The organism is Massilimicrobiota sp. An80 (assembly GCF_002159255.1).
Lineage (GTDB): Bacteria > Bacillota_I > Bacilli_A > Erysipelotrichales > Coprobacillaceae > Allocoprobacillus > Allocoprobacillus merdigallinarum.
Map to the genome: position 1 here is coordinate 13383 of NZ_NFHI01000027.1, position 23827 is coordinate 37209.

The following is a 23827-nucleotide window of genomic DNA, read 5'->3' on the forward strand; positions in this document are numbered from 1 at the left end:
TTTCATTAGTGCTCTCTATTTTATCTATTATTATGATAAAAAAATGTTGAAAAATGAAAATCTATCTTATTGACATACTGTATCATAACTGAAAATATAGTGAAATGCAAATAGAAGATACGAATTTAACAAAAAAGCTACTTCTTTGAGTAGCCGTTAAATCTTTTTACATGCGCCAATTGCTAAAGAATGAGGTCCAATATGACAAGCAACACTTAATGAAAGTGGGTCACAAATGACTTCATGATTTGGGAAAGCTTCTTCCACTTCTTTTTTGAATTCAAGTGCCAAATCTCTATCATATGTATAAGCAATCATGATATGAGCCTCTGACATATCTTCATGTATGGGATCAATACGTTCTTTAATATCTTTTTGAAGGGCTTCAATCATTATTTTTGATGCCTTTTGCATTGTACGTGTTTTTTGGAAAGAATCTAATTTTTCACCTTGAATTGTGAGAACAGGTTTGATTTTTAATAATCCTCCTAAGGCTGCAGCAGCTGGTGTAATACGACCACCTTTTTTTAAATATTCCAAAGTGTTCACAGTAATATAGATAGATGCATTGAATTTATTTTCCATTAAGATATCATGAATTTCTTTTGCATCTTTACCTTGTTTCGCTAATGCCATGGCATCCAAAACATCCCATTTTTGAGTCACAGAAATACGTTGTGAGTCTACAACAAAGACTTTTCCTTTATAATCTTCATCATCAGCTAACATCATAGCAGTCTGGCAAGAACCACTTAAACCACTTGACATTGGAATATGCACAATCTGATCATAATCTTCTAAAATACGATCAAAGAAAGCTGTCACTTCTCCAGCGGCTGGCTGTGAAGTAAAAACTTCAGCTCCATTCATTAACTTATCATAAAACTCTTCTTGAGTCAGATTGATATCTTCTTTATATTCCTGACCATCAATAGTAAAAGGCATAGGTAAAACAAAAATTCCTAATTCCTTGGCTTCACTTTGCGTAATTCCACTATTACTGTCAGTCATAATTGCTACTTTCATGAAATTCCTCCTTATGTTAATAATATTATTGTATCTCAATAAAAAAATAATGCAACTCTTTTTGTGCATTGAGATATATTTCTAGGGTGAAAATAATAATGATATATTCATATAAAATTGCAAAAAAGATATGATATAGATTGTGAATGTGATAAGATAATGAAAAAAGAAAAGAGGAATGAAAATGCTAGATCGATTGATTGAAAAATATGCTGGCTTTGGTATGAGTGTCATAGAAGCTACCATTATATTTATAGTTGGATGGTATGCTGTGAAAATAATATTACATATTCTTTCAAAGATGATGAGAAGAAGTCAGATTGATGCGATTATTGAGAATTTTGTTATATCTATATTAAATATAGGATTAAAAATCATTGTGATTATTACTGTCATTGCACAGTTAGGTGTACCTACAACATCATTAGTGGCCGTTTTAACGACAGCTGGAGCTGCTATTGCATTAGGCTTGCAAGACTCTATGAAAGGTATTGCTTCAGGTATTACGATTTTATTTTCTAAACCATTTATTAAAGGAGATATTATAGAAATAGATGGCTATGTAGGAACTGTTCAGGAAATACAGCTTCTCTATACAATTGTCATGACATTTGATAATAAAATGGTTGTTATTCCTAATAATGATCTGGTTTCATCTAGCTTTGTCAATTATTCACATGAAGATATCCGTCGTGTGACTATGACGGTAGAATTACATCCTGATAGTGATGTTCAAAAATTTAAGAGTGCTCTTATGAAAGTTATAGATCAACATCCATATGCTTTAAAGGAACCAGCACCAGTTGTGAAAATTGGCGAATATAAAGAAAGAAGTGTTTCCATGCAAATATGGGTATGGTCTAAAAATGAATATTTTTATGATTTGAATGATGATTTGTGGGTAGCAGTCAGAGATATTTTCAAAGAACAAAATATCAAAATTCCATCACAACAAATTGATGTCCATATTCAACAAAATGATATAAAATCATAGAAAAAAATGTTTAAACATTCATACAATACCGATATAATTGTATACAGATGTCAAAAAATAATATCTATATTTAGTCAAAATACAAAAAAACGTGTGTTTAGGTTGGGTTATGACAAAAAAGCAAAAAAACATTAAAAAAGTATAGCAATCTTAAAAGAGTTGTGATATATTAGTAGAAAATAACTGACGTGATTGGTTATTTTGGAGGAGGGAAATTAAATAATGAAAAAGAATTGGTTTGCAAAAGCTGCCGCTTCTGTAACATGCTTAGCTATGTTAGTTGGATGTGGTGGCACTAATACTTCTACAGAAGGAGCTGTAAGTGTAAACTTAGCTAGTGAACCGCCTGAAATGCTTTCATTCTTAAACACAGATAGTACTTCAGGAAACGTATTGAGACATGTTGTGGAAGGACTTGTTACATTAAATCCTGAGAACGAAGCAGTTCCAGGTGTCGCAAAAGAAGTTCCTACTAAAGAAAATGGTGGGATTTCTGAAGATGGAAAAACAATTGTTTTCACAATGAACCCAGATGCAAAATGGTCTGATGGTACTCAAGTTACTGCTAAAGATTTTGAATTTGCATGGGATCAATTATTCTCACCAACTAATGGTGCTGGTTATGCTTCAACATGGGCTCCATTAATCGTGGGTGCAGAAGATTACTTAAATACTGCAATGAATTTACAAGAGGAATTTGTAAAAGCTGGTAAAGCTAAAATAGTTAAAGAAAAGAATTCAGAAGGTGAAGAAGAAGAAAAATTCACTGTTGAAAAAAGCTATGAAAAAGAATATAACGAAACATTAGCTACTCGTACTGAAGAAAATTTAGCAAAAAAAGGTTGGGTTGCTTCAGAAGATGGAACAACTTTTACAGTTCAATTAACTGGACCTTATACTTATTTCGTAAACTTAATGGCTTTCTATAACTTTGCTCCATTACAACAAGAAGCTTATGAAGCTGCTGGTGGTTTAGATACTTATGCAAACGATATGGAAGGTTTCTTAGGAAATGGACCATTTAAGTTTAAAGAATGGTCACATAACGATAAAATCGTATTAGAAAAAAATGAAAATTATTGGAATGCTGATTCAATCAAACTAAATGAAATTACTATGAGAATGATTGATAATACAAACACTGCATTAAATGAATTTGAAAATGGTACAATCGATATGATTGGATTAACAGGTGAACAAGCAAATAATTTAACAAAAGATGGACAAAAAGTTTTAAATTATGCTGATGGTTCAGTATGGTATTTTGAGTTTAATCATAATACAAAAGCATTTAGTAATGTTAAAGTTCGTAAAGCTCTATCTTTAGCATATGATGTTAATACTTATATTGACACAGTAAAAGGTGATCAATCAACTGTTGCTAATACATTTACAGCTCCATCTGTAAATAATGGTGAATTTGCTAAATCTTTAGGTAATTTATTTGATAGACCAGAAACTGAAGCTGATTATGCAGAATTAAAAGCATTATTAGAAGAAGGTTTAAATGAAGAAGGAATCGAATTTAAAGATTTCAAGATTACTTTATTAGGTGATACTGGAGATGACGCATTAAAAACTTATGCTTTCTTTAAAGAACAATGGCAAAATCATTTAGGATTGTCTGATAGTCAAGTTGTTATCAAACAAGTTGAATTTAAGACAAGAATTGCAGATATGCAAAGTGGAAACTTTGATATCGTCTTTGCTGGATGGTCTGCTGATTATGATGATCCTATGAGTTATCTTGATTTATGGTTAACTGGTTCTGGAAATAACCATGGTGGATATTCAAATGCCGAATATGATAAAGTAGTAAAAGCTGCTTTGGTTGAAGCAGATGCTGCAAAACGTACAGAATATTTAAAACAAGCTGAAAAGATTATTGCAGAAGACTACCCAATTGGTGTTATCTATCATAGACAAAGATCATATATTTGTTCTGATAGATTAACTGGTGTTGTCAGAAATGCATTTGCTGATATTGATTTAAGATTTGCTGAAGTTAAGTAAAAAAATGGTTTAAAGAAACCTAATGGGACTATGTGTTGTCTATATAGTCCCATTCTATTGTTTAAAGAAAAATAAAGGATGTGAAAAAAATGGGTAAAAGGAAACAACTTATAAAATACATTTTACAACGTTTTTTATATGCTTTCGTAACAATTTTAGTTTTAATTGTTATTACTTTTTTAATGATGCACGCTCTTCCTGGTGACCCAATTTCAGGAGATAAAGCTGTTAGTCCGGCTGTTAAGGCAGCATTACAAGCAAAATTTGGTTTAGATAAACCAATGTTTGAGCAACTGATTATTTATATTAGTAATGCTTTAAGAGGTGATTTTGGAGCGTCTATTAAATATGGTAGAGATGTATCTGTAATTTTAGGAACTGCTTTCCCTTATTCTGCAGAATTAGGGCTTAGAGCTATGATTCTTGCTGTCTTTGGTGGAGTTGCTATTGGATCGTTATCAGCAGTTCGAAGAGGTTCTAAAATCGATACTTTTGGAATGGGAATTGCTGTTTTAGGTGTATCGGTACCTAACTTTATTGTTGCAGGGCTATTACAGTATTTTGTTGCGTTACAATTTAATAAATTAACAGGTACTGTTGTTTTCCCTATCACTGGTTGGGAAGGTGAAATGGCAAAAGTTTTACCATCTATTGCTTTATGTTTAAGTCCGCTTGCTTCAATTTCTCGTTTAATGCGAACAAGTATGCTTGATGTATTGAGTTCGGACTATATTAAAACAGCTAAAGCTAAAGGTCTGTCTGAAAAAATGATAATTTTTAGACATGCCTTAAGAAATGCATGTATGCCTGTTTTAACAGTTTTAGGGCCAACTATTGCATCAATTTTAACAGGATCATTTGTTGTTGAACAAGTTTTCTCTATTCCAGGAATGGGTCGTTACTTTGTAACATCTATTAAGGAACAGGATTATACAATGATTGCTGGAACAACTATTTTCTTTGGTATTTTCTTGATTGTTTCAATTTTAGTCGTAGATATTTTATATGGTGTTGTTGACCCTAGAGTCAATGTTGCAGGAAAGAAGGAGTAATGTGTTATGAGTGAATTAAATAAAGAAATAAAAGAAGAAATTACTCCAACTATGGATATTGATAGTAGCGAGTTTGAGTATGTAGGTCGTGATTTAGAAAAAAGTGAAGAAATTGGTCGTCCAAGTATTAGTTTCTGGCAAGATTCTTTTGGCCGTTTAAAAAGAGATAAGTCGGCTATTGTTTTTATGGTTATTTTAGCTGTCATTGCTTTGTGTGCTATTTTTATTCCAATGTTTTTTCCATATACGTCATCTGAACAACATACATGGCATGTAAATATGGGGCCGCTTTTTAGTGGTGATGGATGTTTCCATCTTTTTGGAACAGATTATTTAGGACGTGATTTATTTGTTCGTATTTGGGAAGGTGGACGTATTTCACTTATAATAGCTTTTGTAACAGTATTGGTTAACTGTTTAATTGGTGTAGTTTATGGAGGTATTTCAGGATATTTTGGTGGTATCGTTGATAATATCATGATGCGTATTGTAGAAGTTGTTAATGGAATTCCTTATTTAATGATTGTTATCTTATTAATGACAGTAATGGAGCCAGGCATGACAACAATTATAATTGCAATGGTTTCAGTTGGTTGGGTTGGAATGGCTCGTTTGGTTCGTGGAGAAGTAATTCGTTTAAAAGAACAGGAATATGTTATTGCAGCAAAATCAATGGGATGTTCTGCTTCAAGAATTATTGCAAAACACTTATTTCCTAACTTACTATCAATTATTATTGTTAATCTAACATTAGCTATTCCTAGTGCAATCTTTACTGAAGCATTTTTATCATTCATTGGATTAGGTATCCCTGTACCTGGTGCTTCATGGGGAACATTAGCACAAGATGGTATTACTAATTTTAGATATTTTCCTGAACAATTATTATTTCCGGCATTCTTTATTTCTATCACAATGTTAAGTTTTAACTTATTAGGTGATAAATTGAGAGATGTATTTGATCCAAAATTAAGGAGGTAGGTAGAATGTCTGATAGAGTTTTAGATATAAAAGATTTATATGTTTCTTTTGATACATATGCAGGAGAAGTTCAAGCTGTTCGTGGTGTTTCTTATTATGTAGATAAAGGGGAAGTTTTAGCTGTTGTAGGTGAATCTGGATGTGGTAAATCAGTAACTGCGCAAACAATTATGAAATTGAATCCTATGCCTCCTGCAAGAATAAAATCTGGTGAATTAGTTTTAGATGGTATTGATATTGTCAATAGTTCTGAAGAGAAAATGCAAACAATTCGAGGGAAAGAAGTAAGTATGATTTTCCAAGATCCAATGACATGCTTGAATCCCACAATGCAAGTTGGTAAACAAATTGTTGAAGCAATTGTTCATCATCAAAATTTATCTAAAGAGGAAGCAAGTGCGAAAGCTATAGAAATGTTAAAATTAGTACAAATTCCTAATGCAGAAGAACGTGCAAAGCAATACCCTCATCAATTTTCTGGTGGAATGCGTCAGCGTGCAATGATAGCAATGGCATTATCATGTAATCCAAAATTACTAATTGCTGATGAACCTACTACAGCGTTAGACGTTACTATCCAGGCTCAAATTATTGATTTATTAGCAGATATACGTAAGAATTTTGATACTGCTATTATTTTGATTACACATGATTTAGGTGTTGTAGCGTCACTCGCAGACAGAATTGCTGTTATGTATGCTGGGAAAGTTGTAGAAACTGGTAAATCAAAAGACATTTTCTATAATGCTTCTCACCCATATACAAGTGCATTATTAAATTCTTTGCCTAAACATGATACAAATAAGGAAGATACACTTTCTTCTATTCCAGGAACTCCACCTGATTTATTAAATCCACCAAAAGGTTGTGCATTTGCTTCACGATGTGAAAAATGTATGAAAATCTGTAAAGAAAAACAACCTCCAGTTTTCAATGTTGGAGAAGGACATGAGGCTTCATGTTGGTTGTTGCATAAAGACTGTCCTACATCAAATAAGGAGGAAAAATAATGGAAGAAAAAGTGCTATTATCGTTAGAAGATGTATGTAAAAGCTTTCATGTAAATGGAGGAATTTTAAAAGCTGTAAGCCATGTTTCATTTAATATTAAAAAGGGTGAGACTGTTGGCTTGGTTGGTGAATCAGGATGTGGAAAATCTACATTAGGTCGTACAGTAATGGGTATTTATCAACCTACATCTGGAGAAATTATTTATAATGGTGAAGTTGTACATGTGAAAACTGCCAAAGATCGATTGAATTATGCAAAAAAAGCACAGATGATTTTCCAAGATCCATACGCCTCTTTAAATCCAAGAATGACAGTAGGGGATATTATTGCAGAAGGTATGGAAGTTCATAACATGTATGATCGTAAAAAAAGAAAAGAAAGAGTTGGCGAACTTTTAGAATTAGTTGGTTTAAATAGAGAATTTGCTAACCGTTTCCCTCACGAATTCTCTGGTGGACAACGCCAACGTATTGGAATCGCAAGAGCTCTAGCTATTGAGCCTGAATTTTTGATTTGCGATGAACCAATTTCAGCTTTAGATGTATCTATCCAATCACAAGTTATTAATTTATTAATTGATTTACAAAAAAAATTAGGACTTACTTATTTATTTATTGCTCATGATTTGGACATTGTAAGATATATTTCTGATAGAATTGCAGTTATGTATTTAGGGCATTTAGTAGAATTAGGAACAAGTGATGAAGTTTATCATCATCCACTTCATCCATATTCTGAAGCTTTATTGTCTGCTGTTCCTATTCCTGATCCAGATTTAGAAAAGGAAAAGAAACGTATTATACTTGAAGGTGATGTACCAAGTCCAATAAATTTACCAGAAGGATGTCCTTTTGCAGGAAGATGTCGTTATGCAACAGAGAAATGTAAACAAGAAAAACCTTCATTTGAAGAAGTAGAAAAAGGTCATTTTGTTGCTTGTCATCATCCTATAAAAAGATAATAATAAAAAAAGTATTATTTAGATTTTATTATCTAATAATACTTTTTTTTATCTGATTTAAATAATTATTGTTTTAGAACTATGTGTTTTGAAATTTATATGCATGAGGTAAAAGAGGATTGTATTTTATTATTTTAAATAAAAATCTTCAATAATTTCAACATGACTTTCATTAACTTCAAAACCAGGTATAATTATAGTTACTTGTTGATCGTGTAAAATAACGATAGAAGTGAGTGAATCTCCTATATAACCACAAATTGTTGTTTTATTAGATTTTTGGCTATTGCAACTATATATTTCAGGATTTTCTTTCATTTGCTCAAATATTTTTTTTGCCATTTCATAAGAATGAAATGCAAATTCTTTAATATAAAGAGCTTCGTTAGTGTTTTTGCTAGTTTCTAATGAAATATATGTATGTGGAATGGTAAAACTTGAATAAGATTGGGTTGATATATTTGTGTTTTGTTGATATCCAAAATCATCTAATTGAATTACTTGATGAGTTTTTATATTAAAGGGATGATTATTAGTAAAATCTTCTAAAAGTCCACCACCAATGAGTAAACACATAATAATGAGAGAAATATTATATACTTTTTTTAATGTATATATTTTTTTTAATTGTGGTTTGCCGGATTGGAGCTCTTTATGGAATTGTGTAAGCTTGTAAAAATCGAAATAGTTTTTTAAACTTGCAATAATAAATAAAAGAAGCATACCAATATAATATAAAGTAATTCCATAACTATAAAACATATCAAATGTTGCATTGAAAAGATATAAAGAATATAAAGCTAAAGCAACAATAGAAACAAAAAAAAGGGCAAATGATTTCAGTCTTTGTTTTAATGGAATAATATCTTTTTTTTCTTTCCAATTGATATTGATTGGTATGTCATTATTTGATAAAAAAACGTACATATTATTTTTATGATATATACAACGATAGCCTTTATCTTCATATTTATCAATAAAAGTAAGTTGACTTATTTTTATATCATTACGTGAGGAACCTGTTGGATTAAAAAAATCTATTGTATAATAGACAGGTTTATCTTTTTTTCTAAAAAAAGAAATGAAAGATAAATCATTTGTGCTGTAACCTTGTTTGCCTAACTTATCTAATTTTTCTTGTAATAATTCATATTCGTATGGTTTATAGTTCATAATCATAAATTTCATGGTTGTGTAACCTCCTTAATGGGCTTATTATATCAAAGAGATAATCACTTGTCTATGAAAGAAAAAAAGCTCATGATGAGCTTTTATAATTGAAGTAAGAATTGTGTATAAGCTAAGTAAGCTTCATAAACATCGACTTTTGATACAATTTCATGAGGAGCATGCATGTTTAAAACAGCAATTCCTGCATCAATAACATTCATATCATAATTTCCTAAGATGTAGGCAATAGTACCTCCACCACCTTGATCAACTTTACCAAGTTCAGCAGTTTGGAAATGAATACCGTTTTGATCCATAACATTTCTTATTTTAGCAAAATATTCAGGATTAGCATCATTGCTTCCGCTCTTACCACGAGAACCAGTGTATTTATTGAAAACAATTCCTTTTCCTAGATATGCGGCATTTTTAGGATCATTCACTTCTTTATATAATGGGTCAAAACCAGCGCTGACATCACTTGATAACATCATAGAATGGGCTAAGGCTTTTCTAACAGATAAGAATGTATCATCACCACATAAGTGTAAGATTTGAGCAATTGTATTTTCAAAGAATAAAGATTGAGCACCAGTCGCACCAACACTACCAATTTCTTCTTTGTCAACTAAAATACAACAAGATGTATATTGTGGGATTTCCTGAATATCTAAAATAGCTTTTAAAGATGTATAAGCACAGACACGATCATCATGTCCATAACCCATAACCATGCTTCTATCTAAACCATAATCTCTGGCAGGGCCACTTGGTACAACTTCAATTTCTGCACTTAAGAAATCTTCTTCTTCAATATCATATTTTTCTTGAAGAAGTTTTAAAATATTCGCTTTAACAGCATCTTTTTCAGTATCTTTTAAAGGAATGCTTCCTAATGTCACATCTAAATTTTCTCCTTCAATCACTTTCGCAGCTGTTTTTTGCATTTGATCAGCAGATAAATGAATTAATAAATCTGTAATACCTACAACAGGATCATGATCATCTTCACCAATCACAACATCAATCTTAGTTCCATCTTTTTTAATAACAACACCATATAATGATAATGGAATTGTCACCCATTGATATTTTTTAACACCACCATAATAATGAGTATCTAATAAAGCAAAACCATCACTTTCATAAAGTGGATTCTGTTTTAAATCTAAACGTGGTGAATCAATATGTGCTCCTAAGATTCTCATTCCATCAACTAATGGTTTTTCTCCCATAATAAATAAAGCTAAGTTTTTATCTTTATTGATCACATAGAATTTATCTCCAGGTTTTAAACTGTTCATATTTTCAATATCTTGAAAACCAGCTTTTTTAGCAAGTTCAACAGATTCTTTTACACAAGCTCTTTCTGTTTTACCGGCTGTTAAGAAAGCTTTATAACCTTCATTAAAATCCATAACATCTTGATATTGATTACTTTCGTATTTGTCCCAAGCATTTTTTGCGTACATTTTATATAACCTCATTTCTTTCAATTATTTTTAATAGAACTTCTACTTGTTTTTTCATCATTGTTAATGATACATACTCAAATGGTCCATGGAAATTATACCCACCTGTACCTAAATTTGGACAAGGAAGTCCCATATATGTTAAATTAGCACCATCAGTACCTCCACGAATAGGTACAGCATATGGCTCAATACCACATTCTTTCATGGCTGCCATGGCATTTTCAACGATATACATATGTTGTTCAATATGTTCACGCATATTTAAGTAACTTTGTTCAATTGTGACTTTAACCATTGGATATCCATACTTTTGATTTAAGAATGCAGCAATATTTTCAAAATCCTGACATTGTTTTTTAGCTAATGTTAAATCATGATTTCTAATGATGTATTCCATCACTGTTTTTTCACATTTTCCCTGAATATTTTCAAGATGATTAAAACCTTCATATCCTTCTGTATATTCTGGTCTGGCATGAACTGGTAACATAGCATCAAATTCCTGAGCAATGCGAATAGAGTTAATCATCGCATTTTTAGCACTTCCAGGATGAATACTTTTCCCTGTGATTTCTACGACAGCACTAAATGCATTAAAGTTTTCATATTCAATTTCAGCAATATTACCACCATCAATTGTATAAGCATAATCAGCATGGAAAGCTTCTACATCAAAGTTTTCAGTTCCTCGACCGACTTCTTCATCAGGAGTAAAAGCAATCTTAATATCATTATGCTTGATTTCAGGATGATGGTAAAGATGTTCAGCCATACTCATGATAATCGCAACCCCAGCTTTATCATCTGCACCAAGCAATGTTGTTCCATCAGTTGTGATTAAATCATGATGAATCACATTGAGAAGTTCAGGAAATTCATGAGGATCAAGATATAATTCTTTCTCTTGATTAAGAGTAATTGTTGTTCCCTGATAATCTCTAATGATTTGTGGTTTGACATTTTGACCAGAAGCATCAGGAGAAGTATCCATATGGGCAACAAAACCAATGACTTTGCCATGATCACTGTTTGCTGGAATTGTTCCATAAACAATACCACTTTGATCCAAGTGAGCATCTTCAATACCAATCTTTTTCATTTCTTCAACAAGATATTTTCCTAGTTCTAATTGTTTCATAGAAGAAGGTGTTGTTGAAGATTGAGGATCAGATTGTGTATCAAAACTAATATATTTTAAAAATCTTTCTTCTATACTCATTCATCTTACCTCGCTTTCTCTCTTATTATACATGGAAATCCACAAATAATCCATGATTATGATATAATCATAAATAGGGAGGTATTGAAAATGAATCAAACAATTCAGAAATTATTTGACAGAAAATCTGTTCGTGCTTATAGTGATGAAATTATAACGCCAGAGGAAAAAGAATGGATATTAAAATCTGCCTTACAGGCACCGACAGCAGGCAATATGGCTCTTTATTCTATTATTGATATACAGGATCAGTCCTTAAAAGATCAGCTCGCTATCACTTGTGATCATCAGCCATTTATTAGTCAGGCACCTATGGTTTTGCTTTTTTTAGCTGATTATCAAAAATGGTATGATATATATACTCACTATGATAAAGATATCCAACCATTGGAAGAGTCTGATTTGATCTTAGCTTTGGAAGATTGTATGATTGCGGCGCAAAATGCAGTCGTAGCAGCATGGTCTTTAGGAATAGGATCATGTTATATTGGGGATATTTTAGAAAATTTTGAAATTCATCAAAAGCTTTTTGATTTACCAAAGTATGCCATTCCAGCAACTTTACTTGTTTTAGGAAAACCAACGCTACAACAACAAAATCGTCCAAAACCACAGCGTTTTGATTTAGCAGATATGGTAAGTGTCAATACTTATCATCATAAAACAATGGATGAAACAAAACAGATGTTTATTAAACAGACTGGTAAAAATGAAGATGAACTCAAAAATTATATACAGGCTTTTGCGAAAAGAAAATTTCATGCTCCATATCGTAAGGAAATGAATCGCTCTGTTAAAAAGATGATCAAATCATGGAAATAATAAAACGGACAAAATGTCCGTTTTTACTCATCAAATTTTTTAATCGTTTTATCTGTGATTTCAATATGTTTACGATATAATGAAATATTAACAACGCGACTTCCTACAGCATAGATTAAAGCCATGCTTGGAACCGCAATTAATAATCCAAAGAATCCAAATAAGTTTCCAAAAATAACTAATGATAATAAGACATATAATCCAGAAATACCAACAGCTCCGCCTACAACACGAGGATAAATAATATTGGCTTCTAATTGCTGAATAATCACAAAGCAGATTGTAAAGATAATAGCTTGTGTAGAGTTAATAGCTAATACTAAAATAAAACTGATCGCAAATCCAAAATAACCTCCAAACATTGGAATAAGACTGGAAATACCAATAATAAAGGCAATCAATTCTGGGAAAGGTAAGCCTGTTATTCTAAAGCCGACATACATTAAAAACATTAAAATACAGCTTTCTAACAGCTGACCAGAAACAAAACCATTAAAATAATGATTGGCTTCGGCACCAATATCAAAAATCACCAATGAACGATGATATCCAAATAAGAAAGTCACAATTTTCTTTAACTGTCTTAAATGCGTTTCTTTATTGGCCAGTAAGTAGATAGCCATAATAAAAGATGTAATCGCATTAATAAAAACACCAAAGATACCAATAGATTGAAAAATAAGATGAATTCCAGCATTCCCTAAAATATTACCACTTTGAGAAAGCAAATGATTCAAATCAAGGCTTGTTAGAGCCTGTTGAATAGATTCATAATTAATCGCATAATTGATATGGAAATGAGCTAAGGCATCATTAATCATTGTGACGAGACGATCAGCATAATTAAAAATATTTGTAATAATTAAGGCAATACTTTCACCAAGTCTAGGAATAATAAATGCTGAAAAGAGAATAATCAAGATAACAGCCAATATTAATGTTGTTGCAATACTTAAACCTCTTTTCAGTCCTTTACGTTTGATCTTTTTACCATACAAATGTTCAATCTTACGCATAGGTATATTTAAAATAAAAGCAATAATAATAGCGATATATAAAGGTGTCGCAAGTGCTAAGATATCACTAAGTATAGCAAAAACAGTTTCATAATTAAAAACAACAAAAGCCAGTAAAATGGCATATGTTAAATAAAAAATTGTTTTATTTTTTTTGACTATTTGACTTTTGTCAATCATAGGTTCACCTTCTTTTATGGTTATAATCATAACATAATTGCTTATAAAAGTGTAGTTCATTGTTTATTTAAAAAAATATGTTAAAATAAAGAAAAGAATCAAAGGAGGAATGAAGATGAAAGCAGCTGTTTTATTTAAAGATGGTTTTGAAGAATTAGAAGCATTAAGTGTTGTTGATGTGTTAAGAAGAGCACAATTGACATGTCTAATGGTTGGAATGGATGCAATGAGTGTTAAAAGTTCACATGGTATAGAAGTCAAAATGGATCAATTGTTTGATGAAAGTGTTTATGATGTGGATATTGTTGTTTTACCTGGTGGTTTACCTGGAGCGACATCTCTTCGTGATGATCAAAGAGTGATAGATATTTTAAAAAGTTTTAATGAACAGGGAAAATGGATTGGAGCCATTTGTGCAGGGCCTATTTCATTAGAAAAAGCCAATGTCATAAGCAATAAGAAATTCACTTGTTATCCAGGATTTGAAAAAGAAATTCCTTCAGGGATTTATCAGGATGTATTAGTATGCTGTGATCAGAATATGATTACAGGACGTGGACCTGCCGCTGCTTTGGAATTTGCCTATACAATCTTAGAAAAATTAGGACAGCCTTCAAAAGATATTCGTAAAGGTATGCAGTATCATTATTTAGTAAAGTAAAAACGACTTCTCTCATAGAAAGTCGTTAGAAATGTGAAATCATCATTTCAATTTCATATTCAAAGAATTGTTCTTGGAAATAGACATATTGTTCTATTTCTTTTTTTGTATAGGTTTTTGATATAGGAGCAATAACCCATTTATCTTCATTATCATTGAAACGATGAATAATGGCAATGACTTTTCCTGTAAAATGAGATAAAGGTATATCAACACCAATAACATAGGCATCTTGATATTCTCCATCACCACCTATGATTCCTTCAATGTATCCATAGTTAATAGGGTAATATAGATTTTTATGTTGAGGGTGAAAACTGCCCATAGGACGATCAATAGTCACGGTAACTTGCATATTTATTCTATAAATGAGCGACTGATAATCGCAAATTCATCTTGACTGGCAAAATGTTTCTTTTCCATTTTTTCTAAGGAATCATCAAAAGCTTTCGCAACTTGTGGATCAAATGCCATAACTGGACTTTCATAATAAGTCCATGAGTGATGATCTAAAACATGAGGAACTAAAGTTTTCACCAGCAATGCTGTTGGGTATTTTCCATTTTCCAGACTGACATGAAAATCTTTACAGCTTTGAAATCCCAAACGAACATAAGTTCCAGGATTGCCTAAAATGACAATAGTATCATATCCAAGCTGATAGGCTTCTTTCATGGAGTGTTCAATCAGTCTTTTTCCATAACCCTGTTGTTGATATTCAAGTAAAATGCAGACAGGACCAAAAGTGAGAACAACTTTTTCATTTTTATTTTCATCTATAAGCTTTGCTTTGGTATACATGATATTCCCAATAATTTTTCCATCTTTTTCTAAAATAAAATCTAATTCATGAATAAAATCTTCATGATTACGAATGATGTGTGCTAAATAATGTTCATAACATCCAGGCATATAAACGTTATAAAAGGATTGTCTAATAACATTTTCTACTGTCATATAATCTTTTTTCTCTTCATGACGAATGGTAATCATTTGTTTCTTTCCTCTCTTAGTTGATTTATTTTTTTGACAATGATGTAGCTACAACAGATGATAATAGCTCCAATCAGTGCAATACCACTGTATATTGGCATCATATATGAAAGCACATAATCATCTCCACCTATCACAAGAAATGATAAAATATAAGATAAAAAATAAAAGTTCAAGATAAACAACCCTATAAAAGATCCAATTCCAATGACGATAACTTTTTCACTTTTTAACATACTAATATCCTTTTTATATTATAGGACTTTGACGAATGCTAAAGTACCTTCTTGATTATAATCTGGCTGATATGTAAAACCATCAATATTGAGTGTTTTCAATTCATCTAATGTACAAATTTCATTTAAGACCATCTGATTTAACATCTGACCACGGGCTTTTTTAATAATCATGGCGTTTCTTTTCATTTTCCCCTGATCATTGATCATGAAATCTATAAAATAGATATGAGGATGTCTTAACATATTGGTAAATTCTTTAGATGCTAAAGAAATAATGAAATCAACTTGTTCAAAATGTTGATATAAAGGTGTATACCAATAATCATATAAGTTGATATGATCAGGTTTCATTGTCATATCTAAACGATAAGGGGTTATCAAAGTATTGTATTTTAAAACACCATAGTAAGCATCTAAAATACGTAAATGTTCTAAGAGATAATCATGATGATTTATGTAAGATGCTAATTCAAGTTGTTTAAAAACAGTTCCTTGATAAAAAGCTAAAGCAGGATGAGCAGTCTGCTCTTCACGAAAATACTGATACACTTGAGTCGCCTGTTTATAAGATATTTTCATGAGTTGACATAACTGTTCATCATTATATTGTTTTAAAATGTTTGTAAGATATTGTGTTTCTTCTGGAAATAAAGGTTCACTACCAACAAAAGGAATCTTTTGATATTTCATTGTTTTACTTGGGGCAATGACAATTTTCATATTATTTCACCTCGAGATTATTATAAAGTATTTAATGTCATAGATAAAGAAATATGTTATAATCTTGGCGGGTGGTAAGATGAATACAATAGTCATAAATAAAATTTTAATGCATATGTTAGATTTTGAACATCGTAAGATTTATCATTCTACTGACTTTGTCGATATGAATGAAACATCTATTGATTATTATCGTAAGAAAGTAGAAAAAGCTTTAAATTCTCCTTCACTCAAAGAATTAACAGTTGGTTCTTTACATGAAATGATGTTAAGAAGTGACAAGATGATTGAAAGTGATGAAGAATTTATCAAACAGGCACATGAAATGACGGACAAATTATTTGCGTTAGGTTCAGTTATAGAAGAAATGCCTAACAGCAATGTGCTGTTTGTGGATTGTTATAAAAATGGAGAAAGATATGTGGCAGCCTTAAAGCTCAACTATCGTTATATTCCTATGAGTGTGATTGATGAAGAAAACATTCGTATTACTAAAAAACAGGTTTTACCAACAATGGGTTCTCCTGTGGATGAAGCGATTGTTGTGAATGTGGATGCTAAAAAATTATTTTTAATTGAAAAAAAATATATGATTGATGGAAGAATGGATTTCTATTTGAATGCACAATGGATTAAAGGTGAAGAAAAGTTGACGGATAAACAAAAAATGTCAACAATGAAAAAAGTTGTGAAAAAGATGGATGATATTTATAATGTCAATGATGGAAAAGCTTTACCTTTAATGAAGCATGAAATTCAGGAAAGAATTGATACAAATCAACCTGTTAAACCATTAGAAATTGTGAAAAAAGTATTGGAATCTGATGGTCAGGCACAGGAAGAAAGTGAAATCATGATGAAAGATTTAGGCATTGATGAAGAAGATCGTATTGAAAGCTTATCTTTAACATCAATGGATAAATGTAAGCTAGTGTTAGATGATGATATTGAAATTAGCTTACCAATAGAAGAATACTTATCTGGAGATAAGGTAGAAAAAGTGAAACAGGAAGATGGAACATATTCTATTTTATTGAAAGATGTCAGTGAAGTTATTGTCAAATAATATTCAAACAAGAAGTATGATTTGAAGAGAGAAGAAGCATTTTTGAGTCATACTTTTTCATTGACAGAAGGTTAGTACATGTCATTATAGTTACATTTTTCAATATATTCATAATCTTAAGAAATGGGCATAATAAAATAGAGGCTGTGATAGGATGATTAGTTATGCACCATTATTTAAGACAATGAAGGAAAAATCTATAACAACATATGCCCTTATTCATCAATATGGAATTAATTCAAGAACAATTCATAATATTAAACATGGAAAGGGTATTTCAACATATACTTTAGAAAAAATATGTGAAGCATTAGATTGTACACCTAATGACGTTATTGAATTTATCAAAGAGGCAGAATAATCTGTCTTTTTTTATATTCAATATATGTAGAAAACATCATAGAAAATAGGAGATAGAAGCTCATTAAAAATCCTCATTTGACAAATAATGGGTGCTTTTTTAAGCGTTTTCATGTATAATAAAAATTATGAAAGGGGTTTTAATATGGCACAATTGGATAACTTTTTGATACAACTTTTCCATGAGGGAAATTGTTTAGAGATGTATAGAGTTTTTGGTGCGCATTTTGAGGAATTAGATGGACAAAAGGGTGTAAGATTTACCGTTTATGCTCCAAATGCAAGAAGTGTGCAGGTTGTTGGTGATTTTAATCAATGGAATGGTGAAAATCATTATATGGAAAAATATACTGATGGGGGTATTTATACTTTATTTATTCCAAAAATCAAACAATACGATACATATAAATATCGTATTGAAACACCCAATGGATCTTGGGTTGATCGTGCAGATCCATATGCTTTCTTTAGTGAATTAAGACCAGGAACAGCGTCTAAAGTTTATAAAATTGATGGCTTTAGATGGGCTGATAAACGCTGGTTAAATAAACGTACAAAGAATTTTGATAGAGTTTTAAATATCTATGAAGCCAATATTGGTTCATGGAAAATGAAAAAGGATTTTACAGATGAAGAAGATGGTGAATATTACAGCTATGAAGAAATGATTGATCAGATCATTCCTTATGTTGTAGAAAATGGTTTTTCACATATTGAACTGATGCCATTGACTGAATTCCCATTTGATGGTTCATGGGGATATCAGGCAACAGGTTATTTTAGTGCAACAAGCCGTTATGGAAATCCAAAACAGTTAATGGCATTTATTAATGCCTGCCATAAAAATAACATTGGTGTCATTATGGATTTTGTTCCAGCACACTTTGTAAAAGATGGACATGGGTTACATCAGTTTGATGGTGGTTTTGTTTATGAATATCCTGATATTAATTTAAGATATACGGAGTGGGATAGCTGTTATTTTGATTTAGGAAGAGAAGAAGTTCGTAGTTTCTTAATGTCTTCTGTTCATTTCTGGGCAAATTACTTCCATGTTGATGGTATTCGTTTTGATGCGATCAGTAATTTGATTTACTGGAAAGGAAATAAGGAACGTGGCGTTAATGATGGCGCTATTGAATTCATGAAACGTATGAATTCACATATGAATGGATTATTCCCAGGTGTCATGTTGATTGCGGAAGATTCAACAGATTATCCAAATGTTACAACAGCTCCACAATCTGGAGGATTAGGATTTGATTATAAATGGGATTTAGGTTGGATGAATGATACATTGGCTTATTTTAAAAAGGATCCAATTTATCGACAATATCCAGATGTCCATAATAAACTTACATTCTCTATGATGTACTTCTATCGTGAAAATTATATTTTACCATTCTCACATGATGAAGTGGTTCATAGTAAAGGAACAATTCTAGATAAAATGTGGGGAAATAATGACCAGAAGTTTGCGCAATGTAAGTCTTTGTATTTATATATGATGACACATCCTGGTAAGAAATTGAACTTTATGGGAAATGAGCTGGCTGAATATAAAGAATGGGATGAAAAGAAAGCTTTAGGATGGGTATTATTGAAATTCCCACAACATGATTCTTTCCATAGATATTTTCATGACTTAAATCATCTGATTTTAAAACATCCTGCTTTATATCAGTATGATTATTATCCAGAAGGATTTGAATGGCTCGTTGTTGATGATATGAAACAAAGTGTCTTTGCTTATGCACGTTATGCACCAGATGGGGAAGTGCTTGTCTGCGTGATGAACTTTGTAGGAAATACACATCATGGTTATCGTATTCCAGTTCCCGTAGCAGGAACTTATAAAGAGATTATTAATACGGATACAGACTACTATACAGGAAGCAATTTCACGAATAAACGTGCTATCAAATCACAAAAAATACACGCTGTCAACAAAGAAAATTCAATTTTGGTTGACATTGCACCATTTTCGAGTATGATATTTGAATTGAAGAGAAAATAGTTGAGGGAGACGAGATATGTTTAAGACAAAAGAAGAATTTAAATATGAGTTTTCAAGAAGAATTATTGAATCTTACGGACGTACAGTAGAAGAATCACACATTACAGAAAAGTTCATGACACTTGAAAGAATGGTTCGTGATTATGCATCTGTCAATTGGGCTATGACAAAAATGGCTACAAAAACAAATTACCAAAAACAAGTTCATTACTTCTCTATGGAGTTTTTGATTGGACGTTTATTGGTAAACAATATGATGAATTTAGGTATTTATGAGATTGCCAAAGAAGGATTAGCAGATTATGGAATTAATATCCATGATTTGGAAGAATTAGAATCTGACGCAGGACTTGGAAATGGTGGTTTAGGAAGACTTGCTGCCTGCTTCATGGATTCATTAGCTTCACTTTCTTATCCAGCATTTGGAAATACAATTCGTTATGAATATGGTTTATTTAAACAGAAAATTGAAAATGGATATCAAGTTGAAGTTCCTGATCAATGGTTAAAATTAGGAAATATGTGGGAAGTGAGAAAACCTAAACATGCTGTTGATGTTAAATTCTGGGGACATGTTGTATGGAATGAAGAAACTGGTAAATGGGATCATGTTGATGCTGAATGTGTCAAGGCTGTTCCTTATGATATGCCAATTGTTGGTAATGATACAACTGTCACAAATACACTCCGTTTATGGTCTTCAGAACCAAGTGATGAAATTCCATCTAATAAAGATTTTAGACAATATGCTCAAGAAGTCAGAGATATCTGTCAGACATTATATCCTGATGATTCAACACTTGCTGGACGTACATTACGTTTAAAACAACAATATTTCTTTGTATCAGCAGGATTACGTGCTATTATTAAAAATCATTTAAGAGTTTATCCATCATTATCTAATTTCCATGAAAAGAATGTTATTCAGTTAAATGATACACATCCAGTATTGGTGATTCCTGAATTGATGAGAATCTTAATTGATGAATATGATATGGATTGGGATGAAGCATGGCATATTACAACACAAACATGTGCCTATACAAATCATACAATCTTATCAGAAGCCTTGGAAAAATGGCCAATTTCAACAATGCAGGCATTACTTCCAAGAGTTTATCAGATTATCGAAGAAATCAATAGAAGATTTATTGGATATGTAAAACATATCAGTGATAACGATGAAGATTTATTAAATCGTGTTATGATTTTAAAAGATGGACAAGTACATATGGCTCATCTTGCAATTGTAGGAAGTTTTAGTGTTAATGGTGTTGCTAGACTTCATACACAAATTTTAATGGAACAGGAAATGAAAGATTTCTATTTCTTATATCCAAAGAAATTCAACAATAAAACAAATGGTATTACACATCGTAGATGGTTAGCTTATTCAAATCCTGAATTATCATCATTATTAAATGAAACAATTGGAAATGATTGGATTAAACATCCAGAAGAATTAGAAAAACTAATGGATTATGTTGATGATTCTATTGTTCAAGGTAAATTCTACAATGTCAAACAACAAAGAAAACAAGTTTTAGCTGATTATATTTATAAACACAATGGTATTAAAGTTGATGTCAATAGTATTTTTGATATTCAAGTCAAAAGATTACATGCTTATAAACGTCAATTATTAAATATCATGCACGTGATTTATTTATATCAGCAAATGAAGATGAATCCTGAATTTAAGATTTATCCAAGAACATTTATCTTTGGTGCAAAAGCAGCTCCTGCTTACTATTTTGCAAAGAAAGTTATCAAATTAATTAATAGTGTTGCAGATGTTGTGAATAATGATCCTGAAACAAATCCATATTTAAAAGTTGTCTTTATTGAAAACTATGGTGTCACAATTGCTGAAAAGATTATGCCGGCTGCAGATGTTTCTGAACAGATTTCAACAGCTGGTAAAGAAGCAAGTGGTACAGGTAATATGAAATTTATGATGAATGGTGCTGTCACAGTAGGAACACTTGACGGTGCTAATGTGGAAATTGCTGAACGTGTTGGTGATGACAATGTGATTATCTTTGGATTAAAAGATAATGAAATTAATGAATTAAGATGGAATGGTCAATATAACGCATGGGATTATTATAATAATGATCCACGTATTAAACATGTTGTTGACTCATTAGTTGATGGAACATTCCATGAATCACGTGAAGAATTCAGAATGATCTTTGATGAATTGATGAATCGTAATGATGAATACTTCTTATTTGCAGATTTCGAAGCTTACTTAAAAGCTCAGGCAAAAGTAGATGAATTATATCGTGATCGTTCAAGATGGTCTAAAATGTGTCTTGTCAATATCGCAAAATCTGGATATTTCTCATCAGATCGTACAATTGAAGAATACGTTAAGGATATCTGGAAATTAGATAGAGTGAAAAGATAAAAAAATGGAAACCAATGAGAATTAGATCTCATTGGTTTTTTTACGCATTTAAAATTGAAAATAGGGAATAATAGTTATTTATAAAGAGTCTTGATGGATAGAATATCTTTGTTGATATTTTTTTATTAAGATTTTTTAACAAAAGCTGATAAAATCAAATCTTTTTTTGTAAAATTCATGTTTACATTATGTAAAGATTATGTTAAGTTTGTTTTGTGTGTAAATAGGAGGAAGAGATGGAACTGACAAACATATTCTCTATGCTAGGTGGGCTAGCTTTATTCCTTTATGGGATGACCATGATGTCAACTGGTTTGGAGCTGGCTGCCGGGAATAAGATGAAGTCAATTTTGGAAAAATTGACAACAAATCGTTTTTTAGGAACGCTGGTAGGAGCTTTAACCACAGCAATCATGCAATCATCTTCTGCCACAACTGTTATGGCAGTAGGATTTGTCAATGCGGGACTTATGCAATTAAAAAATGCTGTATGGGTCATCATGGGTGCCAATATTGGGACAACAATCACAGGACAGCTGATTGCCTTGGATATTACAGCTTTAGCACCTATTATTGCTTTTATAGGGGTTGTATTAATTGCCTTTTTCAAAAGCAAGAAACTTGATGCAATTGGTGAAATTATTGCTGGTTTAGGTATTTTATTTATGGGGATGGAAATGATGTCTGGTGCTATGGCACCATTAAGAAGTTCACCAGAATTTGCGAATATTGTCGCAAACTTTGAAAATCCATTGATTGGTATTTTGGTGGGTGCAGTCTTTACTGCCATCATTCAGTCATCATCAGCATCAGTAGGTATTTTACAGGCGTTAGCGATGAGTGGTGTTGTAACTTTACCATCAGCTATTTATGTTTTATTTGGACAAAATATCGGAACATGTATTACGGCTGTATTGGCTTCCATTGGTGCTAATCGCAATGCCAAACGTACAACCATTATTCATTTATCATTCAATATTATAGGAACAATTATCTTTGTTATTATTAGTATGACAACACCATTTGCTGCGTTTATGGAGTCATTGACACCAGGTAATGTCGTGTCACAAATTGCCAATGTACATACAGTATTTAATGTTGTGACAACAATCATCTTGTTACCAATTGGAACAAAACTGGTCGATTTATCATTCATTATTTTACCAGAAAAACCAGAATTGGAAGGAAAGATGCAGTTAAAATACTTAGACTTTGGTATTTTTACAAACGACTATCATATTGGAATAAGTGCTATTGCGAATACGCAGTTGTTCAATGAAACACAGAACATGCTAGATGTTGCAATAGACAATGTTCGTAAATCATTTGAACTTTTGATAGAGTTCAAGGAAGACAAATATGAAAAGCTACAAAAGAATGAAGAATATATTAACTATTTGAATAAAAATATCGTAGACTTTACAACAAATGCGATTTC

At 31.5% G+C, this 23827-nt stretch carries 22 protein-coding genes; 13 read left to right on the top strand and 9 right to left on the bottom strand.

Features of this window, described 5'->3' with window-relative positions; translation table 11 throughout:
- Window positions 1-156: 156 nt before the first annotated feature.
- Window positions 157-1026, bottom strand: coding sequence for a DegV family protein (locus B5G32_RS08455; RefSeq protein ID WP_087304306.1), 870 nt, complete (start codon window positions 1024-1026; stop codon window positions 157-159).
- Window positions 1027-1204: 178 nt separating this feature from the next.
- Here B5G32_RS08455 and B5G32_RS08460 point away from each other — a divergent pair, with 178 nt between their 5' ends.
- From B5G32_RS08460 to B5G32_RS08485, 6 genes are all read left to right on the top strand, one after another.
- Complete coding sequence (locus B5G32_RS08460; RefSeq protein WP_087244500.1) at window positions 1205-2020, top strand: mechanosensitive ion channel family protein; 816 nt, start codon at window positions 1205-1207, stop codon at window positions 2018-2020.
- Between the two features lie 222 nt (window positions 2021-2242).
- Complete coding sequence (locus B5G32_RS08465) at window positions 2243-4033, top strand: peptide ABC transporter substrate-binding protein (protein ID WP_087936407.1); 1791 nt, start codon at window positions 2243-2245, stop codon at window positions 4031-4033.
- 89 nt (window positions 4034-4122) lie between these two features.
- Window positions 4123-5085, top strand: coding sequence for an ABC transporter permease (locus B5G32_RS08470; protein WP_087304309.1), 963 nt, complete (start codon window positions 4123-4125; stop codon window positions 5083-5085).
- Between the two features lie 6 nt (window positions 5086-5091).
- The gene (locus B5G32_RS08475) at window positions 5092-6066 is read left to right on the top strand and encodes an ABC transporter permease (protein WP_087304310.1); all 975 of its coding nucleotides are present in this window, start codon (window positions 5092-5094) and stop codon (window positions 6064-6066) included.
- 5 nt (window positions 6067-6071) lie between these two features.
- Window positions 6072-7076 (top strand): ABC transporter ATP-binding protein, encoded by a 1005-nt coding sequence (locus B5G32_RS08480; RefSeq protein WP_087304311.1) that lies wholly within the window; start codon window positions 6072-6074, stop codon window positions 7074-7076.
- Window positions 7076-8038 (top strand): ABC transporter ATP-binding protein, encoded by a 963-nt coding sequence (locus B5G32_RS08485; protein WP_087304312.1) that lies wholly within the window; start codon window positions 7076-7078, stop codon window positions 8036-8038. The genes B5G32_RS08480 and B5G32_RS08485 overlap by 1 nt, the downstream gene beginning before the upstream one ends.
- A gap of 129 nt (window positions 8039-8167) precedes the next feature.
- On the opposite strand, the gene B5G32_RS08490 is transcribed toward B5G32_RS08485, so the two are convergent.
- The 3 genes from B5G32_RS08490 to pepT all read right to left on the bottom strand — a co-directional run bounded on the left by B5G32_RS08490 (window position 8168) and on the right by pepT (window position 11902).
- The gene (locus tag B5G32_RS08490; RefSeq protein ID WP_087304313.1) at window positions 8168-9226 is read right to left on the bottom strand and encodes a DUF2812 domain-containing protein; all 1059 of its coding nucleotides are present in this window, start codon (window positions 9224-9226) and stop codon (window positions 8168-8170) included.
- A gap of 83 nt (window positions 9227-9309) precedes the next feature.
- Window positions 9310-10680, bottom strand: a complete 1371-nt coding sequence (locus B5G32_RS08495) for an aminopeptidase (RefSeq protein ID WP_087936408.1) — start codon at window positions 10678-10680, stop codon at window positions 9310-9312.
- A 1-nt stretch (window position 10681) separates the two neighbouring features.
- A complete protein-coding gene (gene pepT / locus B5G32_RS08500; protein ID WP_087936409.1) occupies window positions 10682-11902 on the bottom strand; it encodes a peptidase T in 1221 nt (406 codons plus the stop codon).
- 90 nt (window positions 11903-11992) lie between these two features.
- On the opposite strand from pepT, the gene B5G32_RS08505 reads away from it, so the two are divergent.
- Entirely contained in the window at window positions 11993-12724 is a 732-nt protein-coding gene (locus tag B5G32_RS08505) for a nitroreductase family protein (RefSeq protein ID WP_087936410.1), read from the top strand.
- A gap of 23 nt (window positions 12725-12747) precedes the next feature.
- Here B5G32_RS08505 and B5G32_RS08510 read toward each other — a convergent pair whose 3' ends face one another.
- The gene (locus B5G32_RS08510; RefSeq protein WP_087936411.1) at window positions 12748-13920 is read right to left on the bottom strand and encodes an AI-2E family transporter; all 1173 of its coding nucleotides are present in this window, start codon (window positions 13918-13920) and stop codon (window positions 12748-12750) included.
- A gap of 115 nt (window positions 13921-14035) precedes the next feature.
- Here B5G32_RS08510 and B5G32_RS08515 point away from each other — a divergent pair, with 115 nt between their 5' ends.
- Complete coding sequence (locus B5G32_RS08515) at window positions 14036-14581, top strand: DJ-1 family glyoxalase III (RefSeq protein ID WP_087304318.1); 546 nt, start codon at window positions 14036-14038, stop codon at window positions 14579-14581.
- Window positions 14582-14606: 25 nt separating this feature from the next.
- Here the strand turns inward: B5G32_RS08515 and B5G32_RS08520 are convergent, their stop codons facing one another.
- Genes B5G32_RS08520 through B5G32_RS08535 form a run of 4 tightly spaced genes read right to left on the bottom strand, consistent with a single transcriptional unit; the run spans window position 14607 to window position 16533 of the window.
- Window positions 14607-14936 carry an inorganic diphosphatase gene (locus B5G32_RS08520; protein WP_087296850.1) on the bottom strand — a complete coding sequence of 110 codons (330 nt, stop codon included), beginning with the start codon at window positions 14934-14936 and terminating at the stop codon, window positions 14607-14609.
- 2 nt (window positions 14937-14938) lie between these two features.
- Window positions 14939-15574, bottom strand: a complete 636-nt coding sequence (locus tag B5G32_RS08525) for a GNAT family N-acetyltransferase (protein WP_087936412.1) — start codon at window positions 15572-15574, stop codon at window positions 14939-14941.
- The gene (locus tag B5G32_RS08530) at window positions 15571-15810 is read right to left on the bottom strand and encodes a hypothetical protein (protein WP_087936413.1); all 240 of its coding nucleotides are present in this window, start codon (window positions 15808-15810) and stop codon (window positions 15571-15573) included. The genes B5G32_RS08525 and B5G32_RS08530 overlap by 4 nt, the downstream gene beginning before the upstream one ends.
- A gap of 18 nt (window positions 15811-15828) precedes the next feature.
- Window positions 15829-16533, bottom strand: a complete 705-nt coding sequence (locus B5G32_RS08535) for a YaaA family protein (RefSeq protein WP_087936414.1) — start codon at window positions 16531-16533, stop codon at window positions 15829-15831.
- Between the two features lie 79 nt (window positions 16534-16612).
- Between B5G32_RS08535 and B5G32_RS08540 the strand changes: the two genes are divergently transcribed.
- The 5 genes from B5G32_RS08540 to B5G32_RS08560 form a co-directional block, all read left to right on the top strand.
- Window positions 16613-17599: a nucleoid-associated protein gene (locus B5G32_RS08540; RefSeq protein ID WP_087936415.1), complete on the top strand. Its 987-nt coding sequence runs from the start codon at window positions 16613-16615 to the stop codon at window positions 17597-17599.
- Between the two features lie 154 nt (window positions 17600-17753).
- The gene (locus B5G32_RS08545; RefSeq protein ID WP_087245696.1) at window positions 17754-17960 is read left to right on the top strand and encodes a helix-turn-helix domain-containing protein; all 207 of its coding nucleotides are present in this window, start codon (window positions 17754-17756) and stop codon (window positions 17958-17960) included.
- A gap of 144 nt (window positions 17961-18104) precedes the next feature.
- On the top strand, window positions 18105-19976 hold the full coding sequence (gene glgB / locus B5G32_RS08550; RefSeq protein WP_087245702.1) for a 1,4-alpha-glucan branching protein GlgB: 1872 nt from the start codon (window positions 18105-18107) through the stop codon (window positions 19974-19976).
- A 16-nt stretch (window positions 19977-19992) separates the two neighbouring features.
- Window positions 19993-22389 carry a glycogen/starch/alpha-glucan phosphorylase gene (locus B5G32_RS08555; protein ID WP_087296845.1) on the top strand — a complete coding sequence of 799 codons (2397 nt, stop codon included), beginning with the start codon at window positions 19993-19995 and terminating at the stop codon, window positions 22387-22389.
- A 236-nt stretch (window positions 22390-22625) separates the two neighbouring features.
- Window positions 22626-23827 (top strand): Na/Pi cotransporter family protein (locus B5G32_RS08560; protein WP_087936416.1); only part of this gene is annotated, 1202 nt, incomplete at its 3' end.

Coding starts and splice junctions, on each gene's coding strand:
- B5G32_RS08475 (WP_087304310.1), top strand. CDS start 5,092: ATGAGTGAATTAAATAAAGAAATAAAAGAAGAAATTACTCCAACTATG.
- glgB (WP_087245702.1), top strand. CDS start 18,105: ATGGCACAATTGGATAACTTTTTGATACAACTTTTCCATGAGGGAAAT.
- B5G32_RS08525 (WP_087936412.1), bottom strand. CDS start 15,574: ATGATTACCATTCGTCATGAAGAGAAAAAAGATTATATGACAGTAGAA.
- B5G32_RS08535 (WP_087936414.1), bottom strand. CDS start 16,533: ATGAAAATTGTCATTGCCCCAAGTAAAACAATGAAATATCAAAAGATT.
- B5G32_RS08545 (WP_087245696.1), top strand. CDS start 17,754: ATGATTAGTTATGCACCATTATTTAAGACAATGAAGGAAAAATCTATA.
- B5G32_RS08470 (WP_087304309.1), top strand. CDS start 4,123: ATGGGTAAAAGGAAACAACTTATAAAATACATTTTACAACGTTTTTTA.
- B5G32_RS08520 (WP_087296850.1), bottom strand. CDS start 14,936: ATGCAAGTTACCGTGACTATTGATCGTCCTATGGGCAGTTTTCACCCT.
- B5G32_RS08555 (WP_087296845.1), top strand. CDS start 19,993: ATGTTTAAGACAAAAGAAGAATTTAAATATGAGTTTTCAAGAAGAATT.
- B5G32_RS08465 (WP_087936407.1), top strand. CDS start 2,243: ATGAAAAAGAATTGGTTTGCAAAAGCTGCCGCTTCTGTAACATGCTTA.
- B5G32_RS08485 (WP_087304312.1), top strand. CDS start 7,076: ATGGAAGAAAAAGTGCTATTATCGTTAGAAGATGTATGTAAAAGCTTT.
- B5G32_RS08510 (WP_087936411.1), bottom strand. CDS start 13,920: ATGATTGACAAAAGTCAAATAGTCAAAAAAAATAAAACAATTTTTTAT.
- B5G32_RS08460 (WP_087244500.1), top strand. CDS start 1,205: ATGAAAATGCTAGATCGATTGATTGAAAAATATGCTGGCTTTGGTATG.
- B5G32_RS08505 (WP_087936410.1), top strand. CDS start 11,993: ATGAATCAAACAATTCAGAAATTATTTGACAGAAAATCTGTTCGTGCT.
- B5G32_RS08540 (WP_087936415.1), top strand. CDS start 16,613: ATGAATACAATAGTCATAAATAAAATTTTAATGCATATGTTAGATTTT.
- B5G32_RS08480 (WP_087304311.1), top strand. CDS start 6,072: ATGTCTGATAGAGTTTTAGATATAAAAGATTTATATGTTTCTTTTGAT.
- B5G32_RS08530 (WP_087936413.1), bottom strand. CDS start 15,810: ATGTTAAAAAGTGAAAAAGTTATCGTCATTGGAATTGGATCTTTTATA.
- B5G32_RS08495 (WP_087936408.1), bottom strand. CDS start 10,680: ATGTACGCAAAAAATGCTTGGGACAAATACGAAAGTAATCAATATCAA.
- B5G32_RS08490 (WP_087304313.1), bottom strand. CDS start 9,226: ATGAAATTTATGATTATGAACTATAAACCATACGAATATGAATTATTA.
- B5G32_RS08455 (WP_087304306.1), bottom strand. CDS start 1,026: ATGAAAGTAGCAATTATGACTGACAGTAATAGTGGAATTACGCAAAGT.
- B5G32_RS08515 (WP_087304318.1), top strand. CDS start 14,036: ATGAAAGCAGCTGTTTTATTTAAAGATGGTTTTGAAGAATTAGAAGCA.
- pepT (WP_087936409.1), bottom strand. CDS start 11,902: ATGAGTATAGAAGAAAGATTTTTAAAATATATTAGTTTTGATACACAA.